The 17,575-nt window shown below is 34.2% G+C and carries 14 protein-coding genes; 9 read left to right on the plus strand and 5 right to left on the minus strand.

Going from position 1 to position 17,575, the window contains the following annotated elements:
- The 5 genes from R2782_RS01775 to R2782_RS01795 form a co-directional block, all read right to left on the minus strand.
- The gene (locus tag R2782_RS01775) at positions 1–309 is read right to left on the minus strand and encodes a 2TM domain-containing protein (protein WP_371266347.1); all 309 of its coding nucleotides are present in this window, start codon (positions 307–309) and stop codon (positions 1–3) included.
- An 11-nt stretch (positions 310–320) separates the two neighbouring features.
- The gene (locus R2782_RS01780; protein WP_371266348.1) at positions 321–620 is read right to left on the minus strand and encodes a 2TM domain-containing protein; all 300 of its coding nucleotides are present in this window, start codon (positions 618–620) and stop codon (positions 321–323) included.
- Positions 621–631: 11 nt separating this feature from the next.
- Positions 632–1,966, minus strand: a complete 1,335-nt coding sequence (locus R2782_RS01785; RefSeq protein WP_371266349.1) for a histidine kinase — start codon at positions 1,964–1,966, stop codon at positions 632–634.
- 8 nt (positions 1,967–1,974) lie between these two features.
- Positions 1,975–2,595, minus strand: a complete 621-nt coding sequence (locus R2782_RS01790) for a hypothetical protein (protein WP_371266350.1) — start codon at positions 2,593–2,595, stop codon at positions 1,975–1,977.
- A 229-nt stretch (positions 2,596–2,824) separates the two neighbouring features.
- Positions 2,825–4,978, minus strand: coding sequence for a carboxypeptidase-like regulatory domain-containing protein (locus tag R2782_RS01795; RefSeq protein ID WP_371266351.1), 2,154 nt, complete (start codon positions 4,976–4,978; stop codon positions 2,825–2,827).
- Between the two features lie 248 nt (positions 4,979–5,226).
- On the opposite strand from R2782_RS01795, the gene R2782_RS01800 reads away from it, so the two are divergent.
- The 9 genes from R2782_RS01800 (at position 5,227) to R2782_RS01840 (ending at position 17,575) form a co-directional block, all read left to right on the plus strand.
- Positions 5,227–5,589, plus strand: coding sequence for a hypothetical protein (locus R2782_RS01800; RefSeq protein ID WP_371266352.1), 363 nt, complete (start codon positions 5,227–5,229; stop codon positions 5,587–5,589).
- A complete protein-coding gene (gene nudK, locus R2782_RS01805) occupies positions 5,589–6,167 on the plus strand; it encodes a GDP-mannose pyrophosphatase NudK (protein WP_371266353.1) in 579 nt (192 codons plus the stop codon). Before R2782_RS01800 ends, nudK begins: the two co-directional genes overlap by 1 nt.
- 86 nt (positions 6,168–6,253) lie before the next feature.
- A complete protein-coding gene (locus R2782_RS01810; RefSeq protein WP_371266354.1) occupies positions 6,254–6,793 on the plus strand; it encodes a hypothetical protein in 540 nt (179 codons plus the stop codon).
- A gap of 73 nt (positions 6,794–6,866) precedes the next feature.
- Entirely contained in the window at positions 6,867–7,925 is a 1,059-nt protein-coding gene (locus tag R2782_RS01815; protein ID WP_371266355.1) for a nucleoid-associated protein, read from the plus strand.
- Between the two features lie 155 nt (positions 7,926–8,080).
- Complete coding sequence (locus R2782_RS01820) at positions 8,081–8,320, plus strand: hypothetical protein (protein WP_371266356.1); 240 nt, start codon at positions 8,081–8,083, stop codon at positions 8,318–8,320.
- 85 nt (positions 8,321–8,405) lie between these two features.
- Complete coding sequence (locus tag R2782_RS01825; RefSeq protein WP_371266357.1) at positions 8,406–9,302, plus strand: ABC transporter ATP-binding protein; 897 nt, start codon at positions 8,406–8,408, stop codon at positions 9,300–9,302.
- A gap of 32 nt (positions 9,303–9,334) precedes the next feature.
- On the plus strand, positions 9,335–10,174 hold the full coding sequence (locus R2782_RS01830) for an ABC transporter permease (RefSeq protein WP_371266358.1): 840 nt from the start codon (positions 9,335–9,337) through the stop codon (positions 10,172–10,174).
- Positions 10,175–10,190: 16 nt separating this feature from the next.
- Positions 10,191–12,482 (plus strand): choice-of-anchor L domain-containing protein, encoded by a 2,292-nt coding sequence (locus R2782_RS01835; protein WP_371266359.1) that lies wholly within the window; start codon positions 10,191–10,193, stop codon positions 12,480–12,482.
- A gap of 32 nt (positions 12,483–12,514) precedes the next feature.
- Positions 12,515–17,575: a T9SS type B sorting domain-containing protein gene (locus R2782_RS01840; protein ID WP_371266360.1), complete on the plus strand. Its 5,061-nt coding sequence runs from the start codon at positions 12,515–12,517 to the stop codon at positions 17,573–17,575.

Consider the following 17,575-nt stretch of genomic DNA (forward strand, 5'->3'; position numbering starts at 1 on the left):
TTACTCCCATTTCTTGTTTTTTTCTTTTTCCATAATTTCCTTTATTTTTCTTTCTTCCCAATCATTTCCTAAAAACCATTGTGGAACAAAAACCGAAAATCCATGAGCAAGAAGTCCGATTCCCCAAAAAAAGGCCGTTATAAAATTTTTGTATTGAAAATAGGATTCTCCGGGATCTAAATCTTGTACATTAATGATGACAATCATTAAATTCACAACCAAATAAACAATTGCGTGTGTGTAAAACCCTTTTATTTTCTGTACTCTTTTCTTTACTTCTTGGTATTTAATTTCTTCTTGACTATTCATCGTTTTTATTTTTATAAATTAGTATTTTTTCTTTTTTCCTCCTCCATGAATTCTTTTATCTTACGTTGTTCCCAATTTTTACTGAAAAGCATATCAGTACCAAAAACACCAATTGCGTGGCCAATTAAGCCTATACCCCATCCTGCCAACGGATAAATAAACCATAAATGAATTGGAGAATATTTTAAGTTAATAAAAACCAAAAATGAAATAACCAATACATAACACAATAGGTGAATGTAAAACCCTTTAATTTCCTTTACTTTTTTACTTGCTTTCAGGTAGTTTTCGTATTCTGATTTTGATTCCATACTTATGTTTTTTAATTCCATTTGTTTTGTTTTGATTCTTTTTCTAGTATTTCTCTAATTTTTCGTTCCTCCCAAGATTTACTATAACCGAATGTTTCCATTGCATGAAGAACAACTCCTAATCCCCACCCCAACATTGGAAACCAAAACCATTGAAAATTTGATGTTTTCAAATTAATAAACATCAGAACAGGAATAACCAAACAATAGGCAATTAAATTTCCATAAAATCCTTTTAAATTAGCAACTCGTTCTTTAGCACGCTTGTAAGCTATGTCTTCATTATATTTTGTATGTGGTTCCATAATTGTAATTTGTTTTGTTAAAATGGGCAATAAAACTTTGAATACATTCTCTTTTTCTTCAACCAACACTTTTCGTTGGGTTAGTATTGCGTAGCGATTGACTATGTTTTGCAATCCCACACCTTTCCTATCTGACAACACTTCTTTCTTTTGCAAATTGTTTTCTACAACTAAAAAGTTATTTTCAATGTAGATATTAATATGAAGAGGTTTGCTTTCGCTCACCACGTTGTGTTTGATGCAATTTTCCAACAGTAGTTGCAATGATAATGGAACTACTTTTGCTTCGTCATTTGAAAAATCTGTAAGTAAATCATACGTAATGCTATTTTCAAATCGCATTTTTAAAAGATTCATATAGGTTTTAGCGAAATTTAATTCCTCTTGAACAGAAACTAATTCTTTATCTTTTTGTTCTAGTACATAGCGATAAATTTTGGATAAAGAAGTAGTGAACTTTTGAGCACTTTCCGGATTTTCTTCTATCAATGAACTTAACACGTTTAAACTATTAAACAGAAAATGAGGATCAATTTGATTTTTTAAACTTTCAAATTGTGCCGATGCTGTCCCGGCAATCACTTTTTGCTCTTTTACTTTATTTTCTTGATACGCTTTATAAAAATAAAATGCATGTATCCCTAATGTGACGATAATCGTAATTACTATTGCTACAATATAATTTGCAGGTCGTTCATTAGCTATAAAATCAACAAAAGATCTTTTTTCAATAATAACATCTTCAAAAACTCTCATTAAAAAAATGACCACAATTGAAACGAGGAAAGAAGCAAAAGCACCTATGAAAATTCGCTTTTTGGCAAAACGATTATCTACAAAAATAGCATCCAATCGCCCGAAAACATAACTGTTTGCAAAGTATAATGAATATCCATAAAGCATGGTGTAGCCAAAATTTACTAATAAATCTTGATTCAGTGCAAAATGTACACCTGTTAAAAACCGGATTAATACAAGTGCTAAAAAAACGCTTAAACTTATCCACGTTGCTCTGGGTAATTCTTTAATATACTTTTGCATCTTTATTATTATTTACAATTCTTCGCCACTTCTTGAGCTCTTTCTAAACCCCATTTTGGATGAAAAACACTTTGAGGTTTAAATGTAGCAAAAAGTTCAATTGCTTTCTCTATTTGAGCACACATTGGTTTTGTATCGGTTCCAAAGAATTGAGCAGAACCTAATTCAAATTCAGCTTTGCTTAACACTACTCTAGGATTATTAGGCTCAATTTGCTCTGCTTTTCCATACAATTCCATCACTTTTCCGGATAGTTTCATCCCGTTTGTCATAGGGTCAAAAGCAATCCAAGCGGTATGAATCATAGCTTGCATGACCAATAATTCAGCATTATTTGGATATTTAGTAATTTCACTATCTAATGCTGCTTGTGCTTTAGTTAACAAAGCATTCATTTTTTCCTTGTCTTTAGTAGAAAAAGCTGTCGTTGTATTCACTAAAGCTACGTAATAATTGGGCAACCAATTTTCCTTTTCTGCAGAAGCTATGCGTTCAAAAATAGCCGATGCCTCTGCATTTTTTCCTTCGCCCCAAAGAGCAAAAGCTTTCCCCATTCCTTGTTCAAACTGACCTTGTGAAAACAGTTGAGAAGTTACAAATAAAACGATGGTAATGATAATTTTTGTCATGATATAAAAGTTTAAAATTGTTTAAAAGGTTAAAAGGTTTAATTCTGATTAACTCTTTTGATGAAACAAATTTCAGTCGAAATAAGTAGTTTTAAAAAAGAGTTTGACTGAACTGTTGATTTTTGAGGATGAATTGTTTTTCTGAGAAACTGAGATTCTGAGTGGCTTAGTTGCTGAGAAAATTGATGGTAAAAAAACTCATTCACTCAGCATCTCAGTAACTCAGCACCTATAAATTCTCCAACTGATTCGTTTTCTTATTATCACTAATCGTCCAAAAGAAACCAACAAAGAAGAATCGATCAGCGGGTTGACCAATCGCCCTGCGTTGAAATTGACCATTCAAATCCGGTGAATTAGCATATTGATAACCAAACACATTGTCTGTTCCAATGATGTTAGAAACTGAGAAATAAAGAATTTTCTGTTGCGAAATCAAATAAGCCCAATTGAAACTCAAATTTTGATAGGCTTTTGTTTTTCCATTCATGAATTCCATTTCATTCGGATTATTATAAGGACGTCCGGAATTTACCGTATAGGAGAAGCCAATTTGAGATTTCCAGTCCTCAATCCAATGTTTGGTGACAACCGATATGGTGTGATCAGCCACAAAACTTGGTGTAACTTGGTTGGGAAAATTCAAATAATCCCGTTCTGTATCGATATACGAATAAGAAACCCAATAATCGGTGTTTTTAAAGGTTTTATTATCTCTCCAGAAAATATCGATTCCTTTCGCATAACCGGAACCTTCATTGGTGAAAACGGAATTAAATTGAGCCATTTCAGTATCAAATTTAACCAAATCTTTATATTTTTTATAATAGGCTTCCGCTCTAAATAAACGTCCGTTTTTATTATGTTGAAAATTTAAGATATAATGACTTGCTTTTTCTGACTGAAAATCATCTGAATACTTTATATAATCTGCTCTTGGCGTTTGCACAAAATCACCATAAGCAAAAGAAAATTGTCCGTTTTTTGAGACTTTGTAGGCAAATGAAGCTCTTGGCGAAATTCGAAATCCATCCAACAAACTAGTTTGTGAAGCCCTTGCCCCTACTTTCATGGCTAGCTTTTTACTGAAGAAAATATCCGATTCAGCATAAGCCGCAGCTATCGAATTTTGATAACCAACATTAAACGTTTCTCCTTCAAATTCTGTAAAATTTTCATCAAAATCGGTTATAAAATAATCCGCTCCAGCGGTAATTTTTATTCGTTCAGTAATTTTTTTTCCTAATTTCATTTTTAAATGAAGAGCATTTTCGTCATTTTTCACTTGATCTGAATTAATTCCAATTTTGTTTAAACCCAAACCGTAACTCACTCCGGTATGCAGATTCCAATTTTCGCCAAAGGTTCCTTTATATGAAGCATTACCGTAGAAATTATCGTTTCGTAAATCAAAGCGTACTTTTTCCGGCTGATTGATATCTTCCTGATTAACATCAAATTGAGACACATCAAATGCTCCGTACACTTTCAGTAAACCATTATTAAACTGATAGCGATACACCATTTCACCTGCTAACGATTGATAAGGTTTGTTCCAATCAACCGCTTGCGGAACCAATTTTTGATACGGTTCTAAATTGATGTAAGCGGCATTAAAAGTGAGTGAATTTTTGTTCCATTTTTGTGTATTTCCGATACCTAAACCAACCGTCATTAAAGAAATATCAGTTTGTTCTTGTGCCGGTTCGTCTATTGTGTTTAACGTTAACACACTGGAAAGGGCTTCACCGAATTCGGCACTGTAACCTCCTGTTGAGAAAGAAATTCCATTAAACAAAAACGGTGAAAAACGTCCGCGAGTAGGTAGATTCTGAGCTGTTGCACCATAGGGTTGAGCTACTCGGAGTCCGTCCACAAACGTTTGGGTTTCATCGGCTTCACCACCGCGAACGAATAATCGACCACTTTCGCCTACAGTTTGCGTTCCCGGCAAGGTGTTTAACGCTCCGATGATATCTCCGGCAGCTCCGGCAGTGGTTACAATATCTAAAGGCTTTAGCACAGAAACGCGGGCTTTATCTCCGGCTTCAAACGTTCCCGCAGTTACAATAACAGCATCCAAAGTATTAACACTTTCTCTAAGTTTGATGGTTTGATTTTTGAAATTCACGACATCGATTTCTTTTTTAAATGTTTCAAACGAAAGAAAGCTAACCACTATTATTTTAGTTCCGGTTTCTGAAGTTGAAAAGGTGAAATTTCCATTTTCATCGGATGAAGCTCCATCATACGTTCCTTCCAAATAAATGTTTGCACCGGGAATGGCTATACCTTTTTCGTCGGTAATTCTTCCTGAAATTTCGGTTTGGGCATAACTTTGTATTGCTACGATAAAAAGTAAAAAAGTAATAATCGTTTTCATTTCGTTTGATTTTGATGAGACAAAGTTGCTTCAAACTAGATTATATTAAAATTGAATGTTACTGAATTGTGAAAAATGAGGGATGAATTGTAAACGTATTGACTTTTTTGTAACTTTACCTCAATAAGTTTTTTATGAAAAAAATAATTTCAATACTACTTCTTTTTTGTCTCTCATTCGTTTATAGTCAAGAAAACAAAGTTGATTCATACAACATTGGGCTTTTAGACTCAACAAAAAATATGGTAATGAATACTAATGACAATCATAAAACTATATTAAAACAACAAATCGAAGAATTTCAAAAACAATTGAAAACATTTGATGATTTACAAAATAAAATTCCAAAAATAACTTTTAGTAAGCAACATTTTTTTTATACAAGAAATGATTTTATGGGAGTATATAACATTTATAATTCTGTTAATGGCGAAGTGCGATTATACCAAAGTTATTTTAATTATAATGATTTTACTCCCACATGTGCACTGCCCGGACCAATGAGTAACGGCAATACAGAAAATTTAGTTGGAGCTTTGCTTTATTCGATACTTTCAGATGCTGACATAAAATTCAAACTTGGAAAAAGACACACAATCACTTTTTTTTAATGAACCCAAAAATCCAAATCACCAAAACCGAATTACTTTCAGATAATTGGTATTTACTTAACAAAGTTACTTTCGAATTTACTCCCGAAAACGGCGAACCCGAAATTCAACGCAGAGAAGTGTATGATCGCGGAAATGGTGCTGCAATTTTATTATTCAACAAAGAAAAACAAACCGTTATTTTAACTCGTCAATTTCGTTTGCCGACTTTTTTAAACGGAAATGAAAGCGGAATGATGATTGAAGTTTGTGCCGGATTGTTAGATGAAAAAAATCCTGAAGACTGTATCAAACGCGAAACCGAAGAAGAAACCGGTTACCGCATTCAAGACGTAAAAAAAGTATTTGAAGCCTATATGTCACCCGGAGCTGTCACAGAAATTTTATACTTTTTTACTGCTGAATACCAACCGGAAATGAAAGTAAGTGAAGGTGGTGGATTGGCTTCTGAACACGAATATATAGAAGTTTTAGAACTCGATTTCAACCAAGCTTTGAAAATGGTTTATAACGGAGAAATCAAAGATGCAAAGACAATACTGTTGTTATTGCATGCAAAAAATCATCAACTTTTATGATTCAAAATCTTATCAACAAAAAACAAATCTTCCCAGATAAATAGTAAATAATCGTTACTTTTGCCTTCCGTAAAAATGCAACGAAGATGATTTACAAATTACGAGTAATACTCGACAACGAAGACGATGTTTTTAGAGATTTAGCCATTGAAAACACGGATACTTTAGAAGATTTACACAATGCCATTGTGAATGCTTTTGGCTTTGATGGAAGTGAAATGGCTTCCTTTTACACCTGCGATGACAACTGGAATCAAGAAGATGAAATTCCACTTTTTGACACCGGCGATGTGCCGGGCGAAATGCGGATTATGAGTGATTTAACTCTGGCAGACATGTTGTATGAAAAGCAAACCAAAATCATTTATGTGTATGATTTTCTAAACATGTGGACGTTTTTGGTGGAATTAGCCGCCATTGAAGAAAGACAAATTGGAGCCACTTATCCGGAACTATTATACTCTCACGGTTTAATGCCGCTTGGAGCCAACGACCCAACTTTTGAAGCCGACGAAGATTCATTATTTTCCGAATTTGAAGACGAATTAGACGAAGATGATTTAGACATGTTTGAAGGAGGAGACGATTCGTTTGAGGATTTTGGATTTGAAGAAAACTGGAATTAAGTAGCTGAGTAGCTTAAAATTAAAGACCGAAAATAAACCTTAGAACCTTAGTGCCTCAGCACTTTAGAACCTTATGATAAATTTATTCAACGCCCACATTGAATCTCTTTCCATTCACCGAGTTGGTAACAAAAGCCGTAACGAAGCTATTTTTTTATCGGAACAACCGTATCAAACCAATGACGAAATTACACCGTTATTGAAAGAGTTTTTCCTAAAATCGTTTCGTGAGAAAGAAGAAAACTACTATCAATTTGCTCATGAAGTAGATTTAGAATACAATGATATGTTCAAATTGACTTCTGAAGTGTTTGAAAATCCATCAAATATTCATGATGTTTCAAAGAAAATTACGAAACATTTGTTTGAGCAATCCAATCATCCACACATTAAAAATGGGGAAGTTTATGTGGTTCATTTTACGAATTTAACGATTGATAACAATCAAGTAGATGCCTTGGGCATTTTTAAAAGTGAATTACAGGCTGACTTTTTACAGTTTGAAGAAAAAGGAACGAATTTAGAAATGTTGCTTCAACACGGCATCAATTTGAATAAATTAGATAAGGGTTGTTTAATTTTTAACTACAAAAAAGAAGAAGGGTATAAAATTCTAACCGTGGACAGCAATCGTTACGATGCTCGGTATTGGTTGGAACATTTTTTGAGTGTAGATGCGTTTCAAGATGAAAATTTCATCACCAAAAAATACTTGAAATTTTGTCAGGATTTTGCCAAAGATGTTGTCCTTCCGGCTGAAGATAAAAAACAAGAAGTGATGTTTATGAATCGTTCAGTCAATTATTTTGCAAAGAATGATGAGTTTGAAGAAACCAATTTCTTGAACGAAGTCATGGACAATCCCGAATTGATTCCCGAATTTAAAAGTTATAAAGTGGATAAAGGCGAAAAATACAGCATCGAAGATGTAACCAATTTCCCGATTGCCAATGCAGCTGTTTCTGATGCCCGTAAGAAAATTAAAAACGTGATAAATTTGGACACTAACATTCAAATTAAATTAGATTTCATCAACCCCGAAAGTGCCGAAAAATTTGTAGAAAAAGGTTGGGATGAAGAAAAACAAATGTATTACTACTTAGTTTATTTTAACAAAGAGCAGAAATCCTAAATCACAAATCCTCAAATAGTTATCTTTTTTGAGGATTTTTTTATTTGTAATCTTTTACTGCTTAATGTGTTAATTTACAGTATTTTATCGATTTTTTTTGGTATTTTATCTATAATTACGTAGGTTTAGCTTGCTACAATTAAAATACCACATTTATGAAAACCTACACAAACATTAAGTCCGTTTCGGGCACTTCCGTTATTTGCTCCATTTTGGGGCACAAATTTCATTCAACCAGAAAAATTACCAATCATTTTAGCGAATACCAATGTCGTTGTTGCGGAAAACAAATGACAGAAGACACCAGAGGTCGTTTAATTTCATTAACACCTGAATTACGGGATATTAATGAAACATTGAATATGATTTTTAAAAGGAGACAAATTCAATTGTAACCAATTCAAAACAAGGTTTTTCAAGAAGTATCCGTAACAAATTGTTATCTTAGTCGTCCTATCTGTAACGACTAAACAAATTATCTTGGAAACTATTCTTACCATCGACAATCTAAACAAGCGATTTGGAGCGGTTCATGCCGTTAAAAACGTATCGCTTGAAATAAAAAAAGGAAATGTTTACGGAATTCTCGGTCCAAACGGTAGCGGTAAATCGACTACTTTAGGAATTGTGCTGAATGTCGTGAACAAAACTTCCGGAGAATACCGTTGGTTTGGCGGCACGATGGAAACGCATGAAGCTCTCAAAAAAGTGGGAGCCATTATCGAACGCCCTAATTTTTATCCCTACATGACTGCCCAAGAAAATTTGGAATTGGTTTGTAAAATCAAAGGAGCATCCTATAACAAGGTAGCAGAAAAACTAGAAGTCGTTGGCCTTCTAGACCGAAAAGACAGCAAATTCAGGACTTTTTCGTTGGGAATGAAACAGCGTTTAGCAATAGCTTCTGCCCTACTGAACGATCCCGAAATCTTAATTTTAGACGAACCAACAAATGGTTTAGACCCACAAGGAATAAGACAAATTCGCGATATCATTAAAACCATTGCTTCGCAAGGAACTACTATTTTATTGGCTTCGCACCTTTTGGACGAAGTGGAAAAAGTGTGTAGTCATGTCTTAGTTTTACGCAAAGGCGAAATTCTCTATTCCGGAAAAGTAGACGGAATGATTTCCAATGAAGGATTTTTTGAACTTCAATCCGATAATTTAAATGAATTAAAATATGTTTTAGAAAATCATCCCGCCATTGAAAAAATGGATTTGGAAGAAGGGAAATTGGTAGTTTATTTAAAATCCGCTTTGGAAGCCAAAGACATAAATAAATATTTAGTGGAAAAAGGAATTTATCTCAACCATTTAGTGAAGCGTAAACACAGTTTAGAAGAACAGTTTTTACAATTGACGAACAAAAACTAATACAATTACCTATTTTTATACCAATCACCATCATGACAAGACTTCTCCAAATAGAGTTTCAAAAAATATGGAAAAACAAAGCCAGTAGAGTTTTAACGATTGCATATTTTGTAATTCTATCTTTCATAGCACTAATTGCTTCCATTAAGTTTAACATTGGAAATTTTGAACTTAGAATAGCAGACCAAGGCATTTTCAACTTCCCTTACATTTGGCATTTTAACACTTACATCGCTGCTATTTTAAAGTTTTTCCTAGCTATTGTAATTGTATCGATGATGGCAAATGAATATACTTACGGCACCTTGAAACAAAATTTAATTGATGGGTTTAGTAAAAAAGAATTCATTCAATCTAAGTTTCTGACCGTTTTGCTTTTTGCTTCGGCTTCAACTGTATTTGTTTTTGTTATGTCACTATTATTAGGTTTGAGTTTTTCATCCTATAATGAAGTTGATATTATTTTTTCAGATTTAGAATATATACTTGCCTACTTTTTAAAACTGACGGCTTTTTTTTCATTCTGTCTTTTCCTCGGAATATTGGTTAAACGTTCTGCTTTTGCCTTAGGATTCCTCTTTGTTTGGAATATAATAGAAGGAATTATTATTGGTATTTTAAAATGGAATGTTTTTAAAAATTCTAATTATTATGAAAACATAACACAATTCCTTCCTTTAGAATCAATGTCTAATTTAATAAAAGAGCCTTTTACTCGGCTGAATGTTATTAAAAACATAGAAGAAACCATAGGTGGAGAAGCTAATATGAAAGATTATGGTGTTCATTGGTATGCTATTTTAATTGTGATTTTTTGGATTGTTTTTTTCATCTTAATGTCATATAAAATTCTACAGAAAAGAGATTTGTAGTATCTTTGCAAACGCTATGAAGTTTGCCAAAAACATTGCCATTTTACTAATTGCGATTGCTTTTACACAAGGCAGTTATTCACAATATATTCAGGTGGATGACAACCGAACAGTGGAAGATTTAGTAGAAAATGTTCTAATTAATTCCTCATGTGCCAATGTGTCTAACATTTCTGTTTCCGGTTGGGCTTTTTCGAGTGGAAACAGTTATGGTTATTTTAATGCTTCAGGTACTTCTTTTCCATTCGCAGATGGTGTAATAATATCGACAGGTCGAGCGGCCTCTGCTGTGGGACCAAATGGAAATCTTCTCAGTGAAGGGCCAACCAATTGGCCCGGTGATAATGATTTGCAAAATGCAATTAATGAAAATAACACCATCAACGCAACAGTTATCGAATTTGACTTTCTTCCGTTTGCTAATAAAGTTAGTTTCGAATATATTTTTTCATCCGAACAATACTTATCCAATCCCAACCCAAATCAATGTAATTTCTCTGACGGTTTTGCTTTTTTATTGAAAGAAGCCAGCTCATCAAATTATTCAAATCTTGCCGTTGTCCCAGGATCAAGCATTCCGGTAAAAATAACTACTGTTCGCGGTCCGGGAACCATTTGTCCACCGGCAAATGAACAATATTTTGATGCTTTTAATGGTTTTGAACATCCCACTAATTACAATGGTCAAACCAAAATATTAAAAGCCGAAAGCACTGTAACACCTGGTGTTTTGTATCATATTAAATTAGTTATTGCAGATCAAGGAAATAATTTATATGATTCCGCTATATTTTTGGGTGGGGGTAGTTTTACAGTTGAAACAGATTTAGGCGTAGACCGACTCATTTCTACCGGAAATCCGCTTTGCCCGAATGAAACTTTACTATTAGACGCTACCAATGCAACAGCTATTGGTTATAAATGGTTTAGAAATACAATTGAATTAATTGGTGAAACGGGTCCAACCTTGATGGCTGATGAGTTTGGATTATATGAAGTAGAAGTCATTTTCAATCCGACTTGTTCTTCCTTTGGCGAAATCGAAATTGAATACAGTACAAACCCAATTCCAAACAACACAACAATTACACAATGCGATTCGGATGGTGATGGTTTGGCAATGTTCAATTTAAACGATGCAAATGAGGATGTGATTGGTTCAAATACGAATGTAGGTTCTCCTTTTTATTACCTCACCCAAACAGATGCTGAAAATGCTCAAAATCCAATTGCTAATTTTTCTTCTTTTCAAAATACAAGTGTTAATCAAGTTATTTATGCTCGACTGCAAAATAATTTTGGCTGTTTTGGTGTTTCGGAAGTAACACTTTCTACGTCAACAAGCACAATAACAATTCCTCCTTTTACAGTTTGCGATGGTGATGATGAACAAAATGGAATTACGGCTATCGATATAAATACTGAAATTTCGCCTACCATTTTATCAAATTTTACGCCCGGATTATTTATAAATTATTATTTAACCGAGGGAGATGCTCAGATTCAAATGAATCAAATCACTTCTCCGTATACCAATTTGACTGCTTTTCAGGAAATTATTTTTGCTAGAATTACTGATGGTGTAAGCTGTTTTGGAATTATCCCTATTACTATAAATATCAACACTTTTGTACCGACAAATTTTGAGGACGAGACACTTTTTTTATGTGAAAATGATTTCATAAATATTGGTGTTGATGCTATTTTTGAAAGTTATCTTTGGAATAATGGAGAAACAACTCCTGAAATTTTAATTAATCAAGTAGGAACGTACACTGTAGAGGTTACAAATACAGATGGTTGTATTGCTGTCAAAACTTTTACAGTCAATGCTTCCGGTCCCGCTATAATTACATCGGTAGAAATTAATGATTTTGCGGGAAGCAATAATACTGTTAAAGTCAATTTTACCGGTTTAGGTAATTATGTCTTCTCTTTAGATGGTAGTTATTTCCAAGACAGTCCGGTTTTTACTAATGTTAGTGCTGGTGAATACATTATAACCATCCGTGATTTGAATGGATGTGATAACTCTTTTGAATCAATAGTTGTGTTAGATTATCCTAAATTTTTTACACCAAACGGTGATGGTGTTAATGATTATTGGAAGATTGAAAACTTAAATCAACCTACAGCAAGAATTTTTATTTTCAATCGTTACGGGAAATTCTTAAAACAAATTAGTCCCGATGGCATCGGTTGGGATGGAAACTTTTTAGGTACTCAGCTTCCGGCTTCAGATTATTGGTTTTCTCTTTATTTGGAGAACGGAAGAATCGTCAAAGGTCATTTTTCTCTAAAAAGATAATTCATTACCTTTGTTATCCTTTGAAAAAGAACATGAAAAAAATTGCATTATTTTTTTTCCTCTTTACACTGAATTGTTTTGCACAGTTTAGTAAAACACATTATATACCGCCAATTACCGGAACTATTCAACAACCGATTCAAAACCAATACATTTATATTTCATCTCCCAGTTTAACTCCCGTAAATTTCACCATAAATCCAATTGGAGGAACTACAATCAGCGGAACAGTATCAAGGGATTTCCCTTATGTGTACAACATAGGTTTTGGTGAGAACACCCCCTTATTTGTTTCTCCGACAAACTTAAATAGCGTTTTTAATAACAAAGGCTTTATTATTGAAGCTGAAGATCAGATTTATGCAGCAGTTCGCTTTACTGCTTCAACGGCAAATAATCAAGCAACCGGAATAGTGTCTAAAGGACTGGCCGGATTAGGAACACAATTTAGAATTGGTGCTTTTACAAATACAGGTTTATCTAATACGGGTTATACAAATAATCATTTGACCTTTATAGCTATACTGGCAACTGAAAATAATACGACCATTTCGTTTAGTGACATCAAACCGGGCGTTCAATTGATCAATAATGCGGGAGCAGGTAATAATCCGGGAAATATTCTGTTAAACAGTGGTGAAAGTTTTATCATGGGCGTTACCGGTCCAAATTTTAATAACCGAGACGGTTTAATTGGGGCGTTAGTGAGTGCAGACAAACCAATTGTGGTTAATTGTGGTTCATTTGCCGGAACAAATGGTAATGTGGATAATAATTTAGATTTAGGGATTGATCAAATTGTCTCTGTAGAAAGAACCGGAACAGAATATATATTTGTGCGTGGCTTTGGTGACAACCTAACAGAGAAAGCATTAATCGTAGCTCACGAAGACAATACCGAAGTCTCCATTAATGGTGCTTTAGCTCAAATAATTAACGCAGGAGAATATTTAACTTTTGACGGTAGTTTTTACAGTGCAGACGGAAATATGTATGTGCAAACTTCTAAAAATGTGTTTGCATACCAAGGAGTTGGCGGAGCAATTCAGGCCAATCAAGAGATGTACTTTGTACCTCCACTCAGTTGCCAAACTCCTAAAATTATTGATAACATTCCGTTAGTTAATTTAATTGGAAATATTTCGTATACAACCAATAGCGGTATTAATATAGTAACTGAGACGGGGGCGGCACTAAATTTTATTGTTGACGGAGTAGATTATACCCTAACAACGCTCCCGGGAGGTATTAATGTACAAGGACCTTTTTCAATACCGGGAAATACGGCCTACGAAACGTACCAAATTGTTGGACTAACCGGAAATGTATCCGTTTTTTCTACAAAGCAATTATACCTATCTTATTTTGGCTCTAATAATGCGGCTACTTACGGTGGCTATTATTCCGGTTTTACATTTAAACCTGAAATTTCTTTTGATCGTCTTGATGTAAATTCGTCCAACTGTATCCCTAACGTCAACTTATCAATTAATACACTTTCTCCATTTGACACCTATCAATGGTATTTTAATGGCAATCCAATTGTAGGAGCAACTAATCCGGAATACACTCCTACCCAACCCGGTTTTTACTATCTTTCTGCTACGGTGACGGAATGTAACATCACGTTGATTTCCGATGAAATCCCTGTTAGCGATTGTCCTGTAGATACCGACAACGATGGAGTAAATGATAACGTAGATCAAGATTTTGATAATGATGGGATTAGCAATTGCACAGAATCAAATGGTAATCAAGCAATTAATCTCACTAATTCTGCTTTAGGGACAATTAATGTTGCAAATTATTCCAATTCTTTTACCGGCACAATTAGCACGAGTGGTCCCGGAACTCCGGTTTCTCAACCTTTTCTTGGTTCAGCAAACGGAGATTTTGTAACACAACCTGCCAATGGAAAAGACAATGCTGTTTTGTATCGTTTAGATTTTGCTCAACCCATTAGCCTGACGATGGAGTATGTATTGACAGCTAATAACGCTGATTTATTATCTTCAACAGGAGAATTTATTATTGAAACAGATGTAAACAAAACGATAACACTCTTAAATCCGGATGGCCAACTATTAGTGGATACGAATTATGATGGGATTTTTGAAAATGGTGTTTTTGAGTATTCTTCTTTCCAAATTCGATTCCGCCTAAATAGTGCTACCCCACTTGCTGCAGGAACAGGTACTTTTAAATTCATGATCTATTTAACCGATTTCATTTCGTTATCTCATAAAAATATTTCTGAAAACTTTTCGAAATCAACATTCAAAATTGTTGCCAATTGTGTGCCTAAAGATACTGATGGAGATGGAATATCTGATGCTTTGGATATAGATAGTGATAACGATGGTATTCCGGATAATCTTGAAGCACAAGGACAGAATTTTATTTCGTATACCCCGGAAGACCTAAATAATGATGGAATCAGTGATGTTTACGGAAGTGGATTAATTCCTATTGACTCAGATGGTGACGGAGTTCCGGATTATTTGGACTTAGATAGTGACAATGATGGCATTTATGATCTGAATGAATCCGGTTCAAATGCGTCGGATGTTGATTTTAACGGAGTTATTGACGGAAATAATTTTGGAGTAAATGGATTGTCTGATAATCTGGAAACATTTGTTAATAGTGGAATTATAAATTATAGTGTTGTTGATACAAACGCAGATGGAATAGCAAATTATATTTCATTGGACAGTGATAGTGACTTATGCACAGATGTTATAGAAGCAGGTTTTACCGATGCAAACAGTGATGGCATTTTGGGTAACTCATCTGTTTCGGTTGACACGAATGGAGTTGTTATTGGTTCAGGAGGATATACCCTACCCAATCAAAATTATACGATAGCTGCACCCATTGAAATTACTGCTCAACCAACTAATCAAACTACATGTAATTTTGAAAATACATTTTTTTCATTTTCAGGAACTATTTCAGACAGCTATCAATGGCAACTTAGTGTTGACAATGGTACAAATTGGAACAACATCATAGATAACAGCATTTATTCCGGTGCAACATCAGCTATTTTACAGATTAATGGTGCGGTGAATAGTATGAATAATTACCGCTATAGAGTTGTTTTGAACCGCAATGGAAATAGTTGCGGTTTAATTTCAGATAACGCTGTTTTAACTGTTAATCCTACGCCTGTATTATCTTCGCCGATTTCAATTATTCAATGTGATAATGACGACATGAACAATGGTATTTCAGCGGTTAACTTACTCCAAAAAAATAATGTTATTTCAGCCAATTTTACCAATGAAACTTTTACCTATTTTACCTCACAAATTGGAGCAGAGAATAACGACTCATCATTTAAAATTTTAAATCCCATTGATTACAATACGGGAAATACTTCTGTTTGGGTCAGGGTTGAAAATGCATTGGGTTGCTATGAAATCGGTCAAATTGATATTTTTGTTTCGGCAACACAAATTCCGTCTAATTTTCTTCGCACTTTTGCCAAATGTGATGATTTTATCGATGCCGCAAACAATGACACAGATGGAATTACAACTTTTGATTTCAGTAGTGTCACAACTGATTTAATCGCTATTTTACCGACATCAACTCCATTTACCATTTCGTATTTTGAAACAGAAGCTGATGCACTTGCTGAAACAGATGAAAATGGAAATTCTTTAGAAATTACAAACATTAGTAATTTTAGAAATACTAGTTCCCCAAACTTTCAACAAATTTGGGTTCGAGTTGAAAGCACATTAGACAATGCTTGCTTTGGTTTGGGGCCTTATATTGAATTAACCGTTGAACCACTACCCAATTTATCTCCAATCGAAACTAAGGTTGAGTGTGATGATGATCAAGATGGACAATTTCCGTTTGATACTTCTACTATTTTAACGGAGCTGCTAGGCAGTCAAAATCCAACTAATTTTATTATCACCTATTTTGATCAAGATAACAACCCACTACCTAGCCCTTTACCCAATCCTTTTTTATCTCCTTCACAAACAATAAAAATTGTAGTTACCAATGCAGTAACGAATGATCCGAACGGACCTTGTTCGGAAGAGACTACGGCAACATTTGTGGTAGATACTTTACCCTTTATCGCTAACCAAATAATGGATCAAATTAGCTGTGATGTTGATGGCGAAGAGGATGGTTTTTTTAACTTTGACATATCTTCCTTCAATAGTAGCTTGCTAGGGACTCAAGCCGGAATGTCGGTTACTTACTTTGATGAAAATGGTATTGAAATTAATCCGTTACCTACTTCATTCCAAACAAAAACCCAAACAATTACAGCGGTAATCACTAACTTAACCAATACAAATTGTAGTGCGGTTACTTCCATTAACTTTGTGGTAAATCCTTTACCTCAACTCGAAGATGGTTTTAAAGAAATTATTTGTTTTGGTGTAGATGCTATTACATTTGATGCAGGGCTGAAAGAAGGAAACATTTCTGACTTTACTTATGAATGGTTTAGAAATGATGTCCTTATCCCTAATGAAACCAATTACAACCTAACTGTTGATGAAGATGGTGTATACAAAGTAATTGTTACCAACTCTTTTGGGTGCCAACAAGAACGAACAATTGAAATTGTTTACTCTCAACCGGCCACTTTTGAGGATATTATTGTGGTAGACTTAGTTGAAAACAATACCGTTACAGTACTCGTAAGCGGTTCTGGAGATTATGTTTACAGTTTAGATTCTAGCGATGGGTTATATCAAGAATCTAATTATTTTGAAAATGTAATTGCAGGTATATATAACGTTTATGTAAAAGACTTAAATGGTTGTGGTGTTGTTGAACGCGAAATTGCGGTTTTAGGAGTGCCTAAGTTTTTTACACCAAACGGTGATGGTTATAATGACACTTGGAAGATTAGAGGAGCCAATGAAAAATACAATTTCAATTCAACAATTTATATTTTTAATCGATTCGGAAAACTAATTAAACAAATCGGAACTACCGGACAAGGTTGGGACGGGACATACAATGGGAAGCCATTACCCTCAGATGATTATTGGTATTCCATTGAATTCGAAGATGGAAGAACAGCAAAAGGACATTTTTCTTTAAAAAGATAA

It is taken from the genome of Flavobacterium sp. (assembly GCF_041392085.1).
Classification (GTDB): Bacteria; Bacteroidota; Bacteroidia; order Flavobacteriales; family Flavobacteriaceae; genus Flavobacterium.

Excerpts from the sequence above, each read along its gene's own strand:
- R2782_RS01775 (WP_371266347.1), bottom strand. The coding sequence starts at position 309 with ATGAATAGTCAAGAAGAAATTAAATACCAAGAAGTAAAGAAAAGAGTA.
- R2782_RS01780 (WP_371266348.1), bottom strand. The coding sequence starts at position 620 with ATGGAATCAAAATCAGAATACGAAAACTACCTGAAAGCAAGTAAAAAA.
- R2782_RS01785 (WP_371266349.1), bottom strand. The coding sequence starts at position 1,966 with ATGCAAAAGTATATTAAAGAATTACCCAGAGCAACGTGGATAAGTTTA.
- R2782_RS01790 (WP_371266350.1), bottom strand. The coding sequence starts at position 2,595 with ATGACAAAAATTATCATTACCATCGTTTTATTTGTAACTTCTCAACTG.
- R2782_RS01795 (WP_371266351.1), bottom strand. The coding sequence starts at position 4,978 with ATGAAAACGATTATTACTTTTTTACTTTTTATCGTAGCAATACAAAGT.
- R2782_RS01800 (WP_371266352.1), top strand. The coding sequence starts at position 5,227 with ATGAATACTAATGACAATCATAAAACTATATTAAAACAACAAATCGAA.
- nudK (WP_371266353.1), top strand. The coding sequence starts at position 5,589 with ATGAACCCAAAAATCCAAATCACCAAAACCGAATTACTTTCAGATAAT.
- R2782_RS01810 (WP_371266354.1), top strand. The coding sequence starts at position 6,254 with ATGATTTACAAATTACGAGTAATACTCGACAACGAAGACGATGTTTTT.
- R2782_RS01815 (WP_371266355.1), top strand. The coding sequence starts at position 6,867 with ATGATAAATTTATTCAACGCCCACATTGAATCTCTTTCCATTCACCGA.
- R2782_RS01820 (WP_371266356.1), top strand. The coding sequence starts at position 8,081 with ATGAAAACCTACACAAACATTAAGTCCGTTTCGGGCACTTCCGTTATT.
- R2782_RS01830 (WP_371266358.1), top strand. The coding sequence starts at position 9,335 with ATGACAAGACTTCTCCAAATAGAGTTTCAAAAAATATGGAAAAACAAA.
- R2782_RS01835 (WP_371266359.1), top strand. The coding sequence starts at position 10,191 with ATGAAGTTTGCCAAAAACATTGCCATTTTACTAATTGCGATTGCTTTT.
- R2782_RS01840 (WP_371266360.1), top strand. The coding sequence starts at position 12,515 with ATGAAAAAAATTGCATTATTTTTTTTCCTCTTTACACTGAATTGTTTT.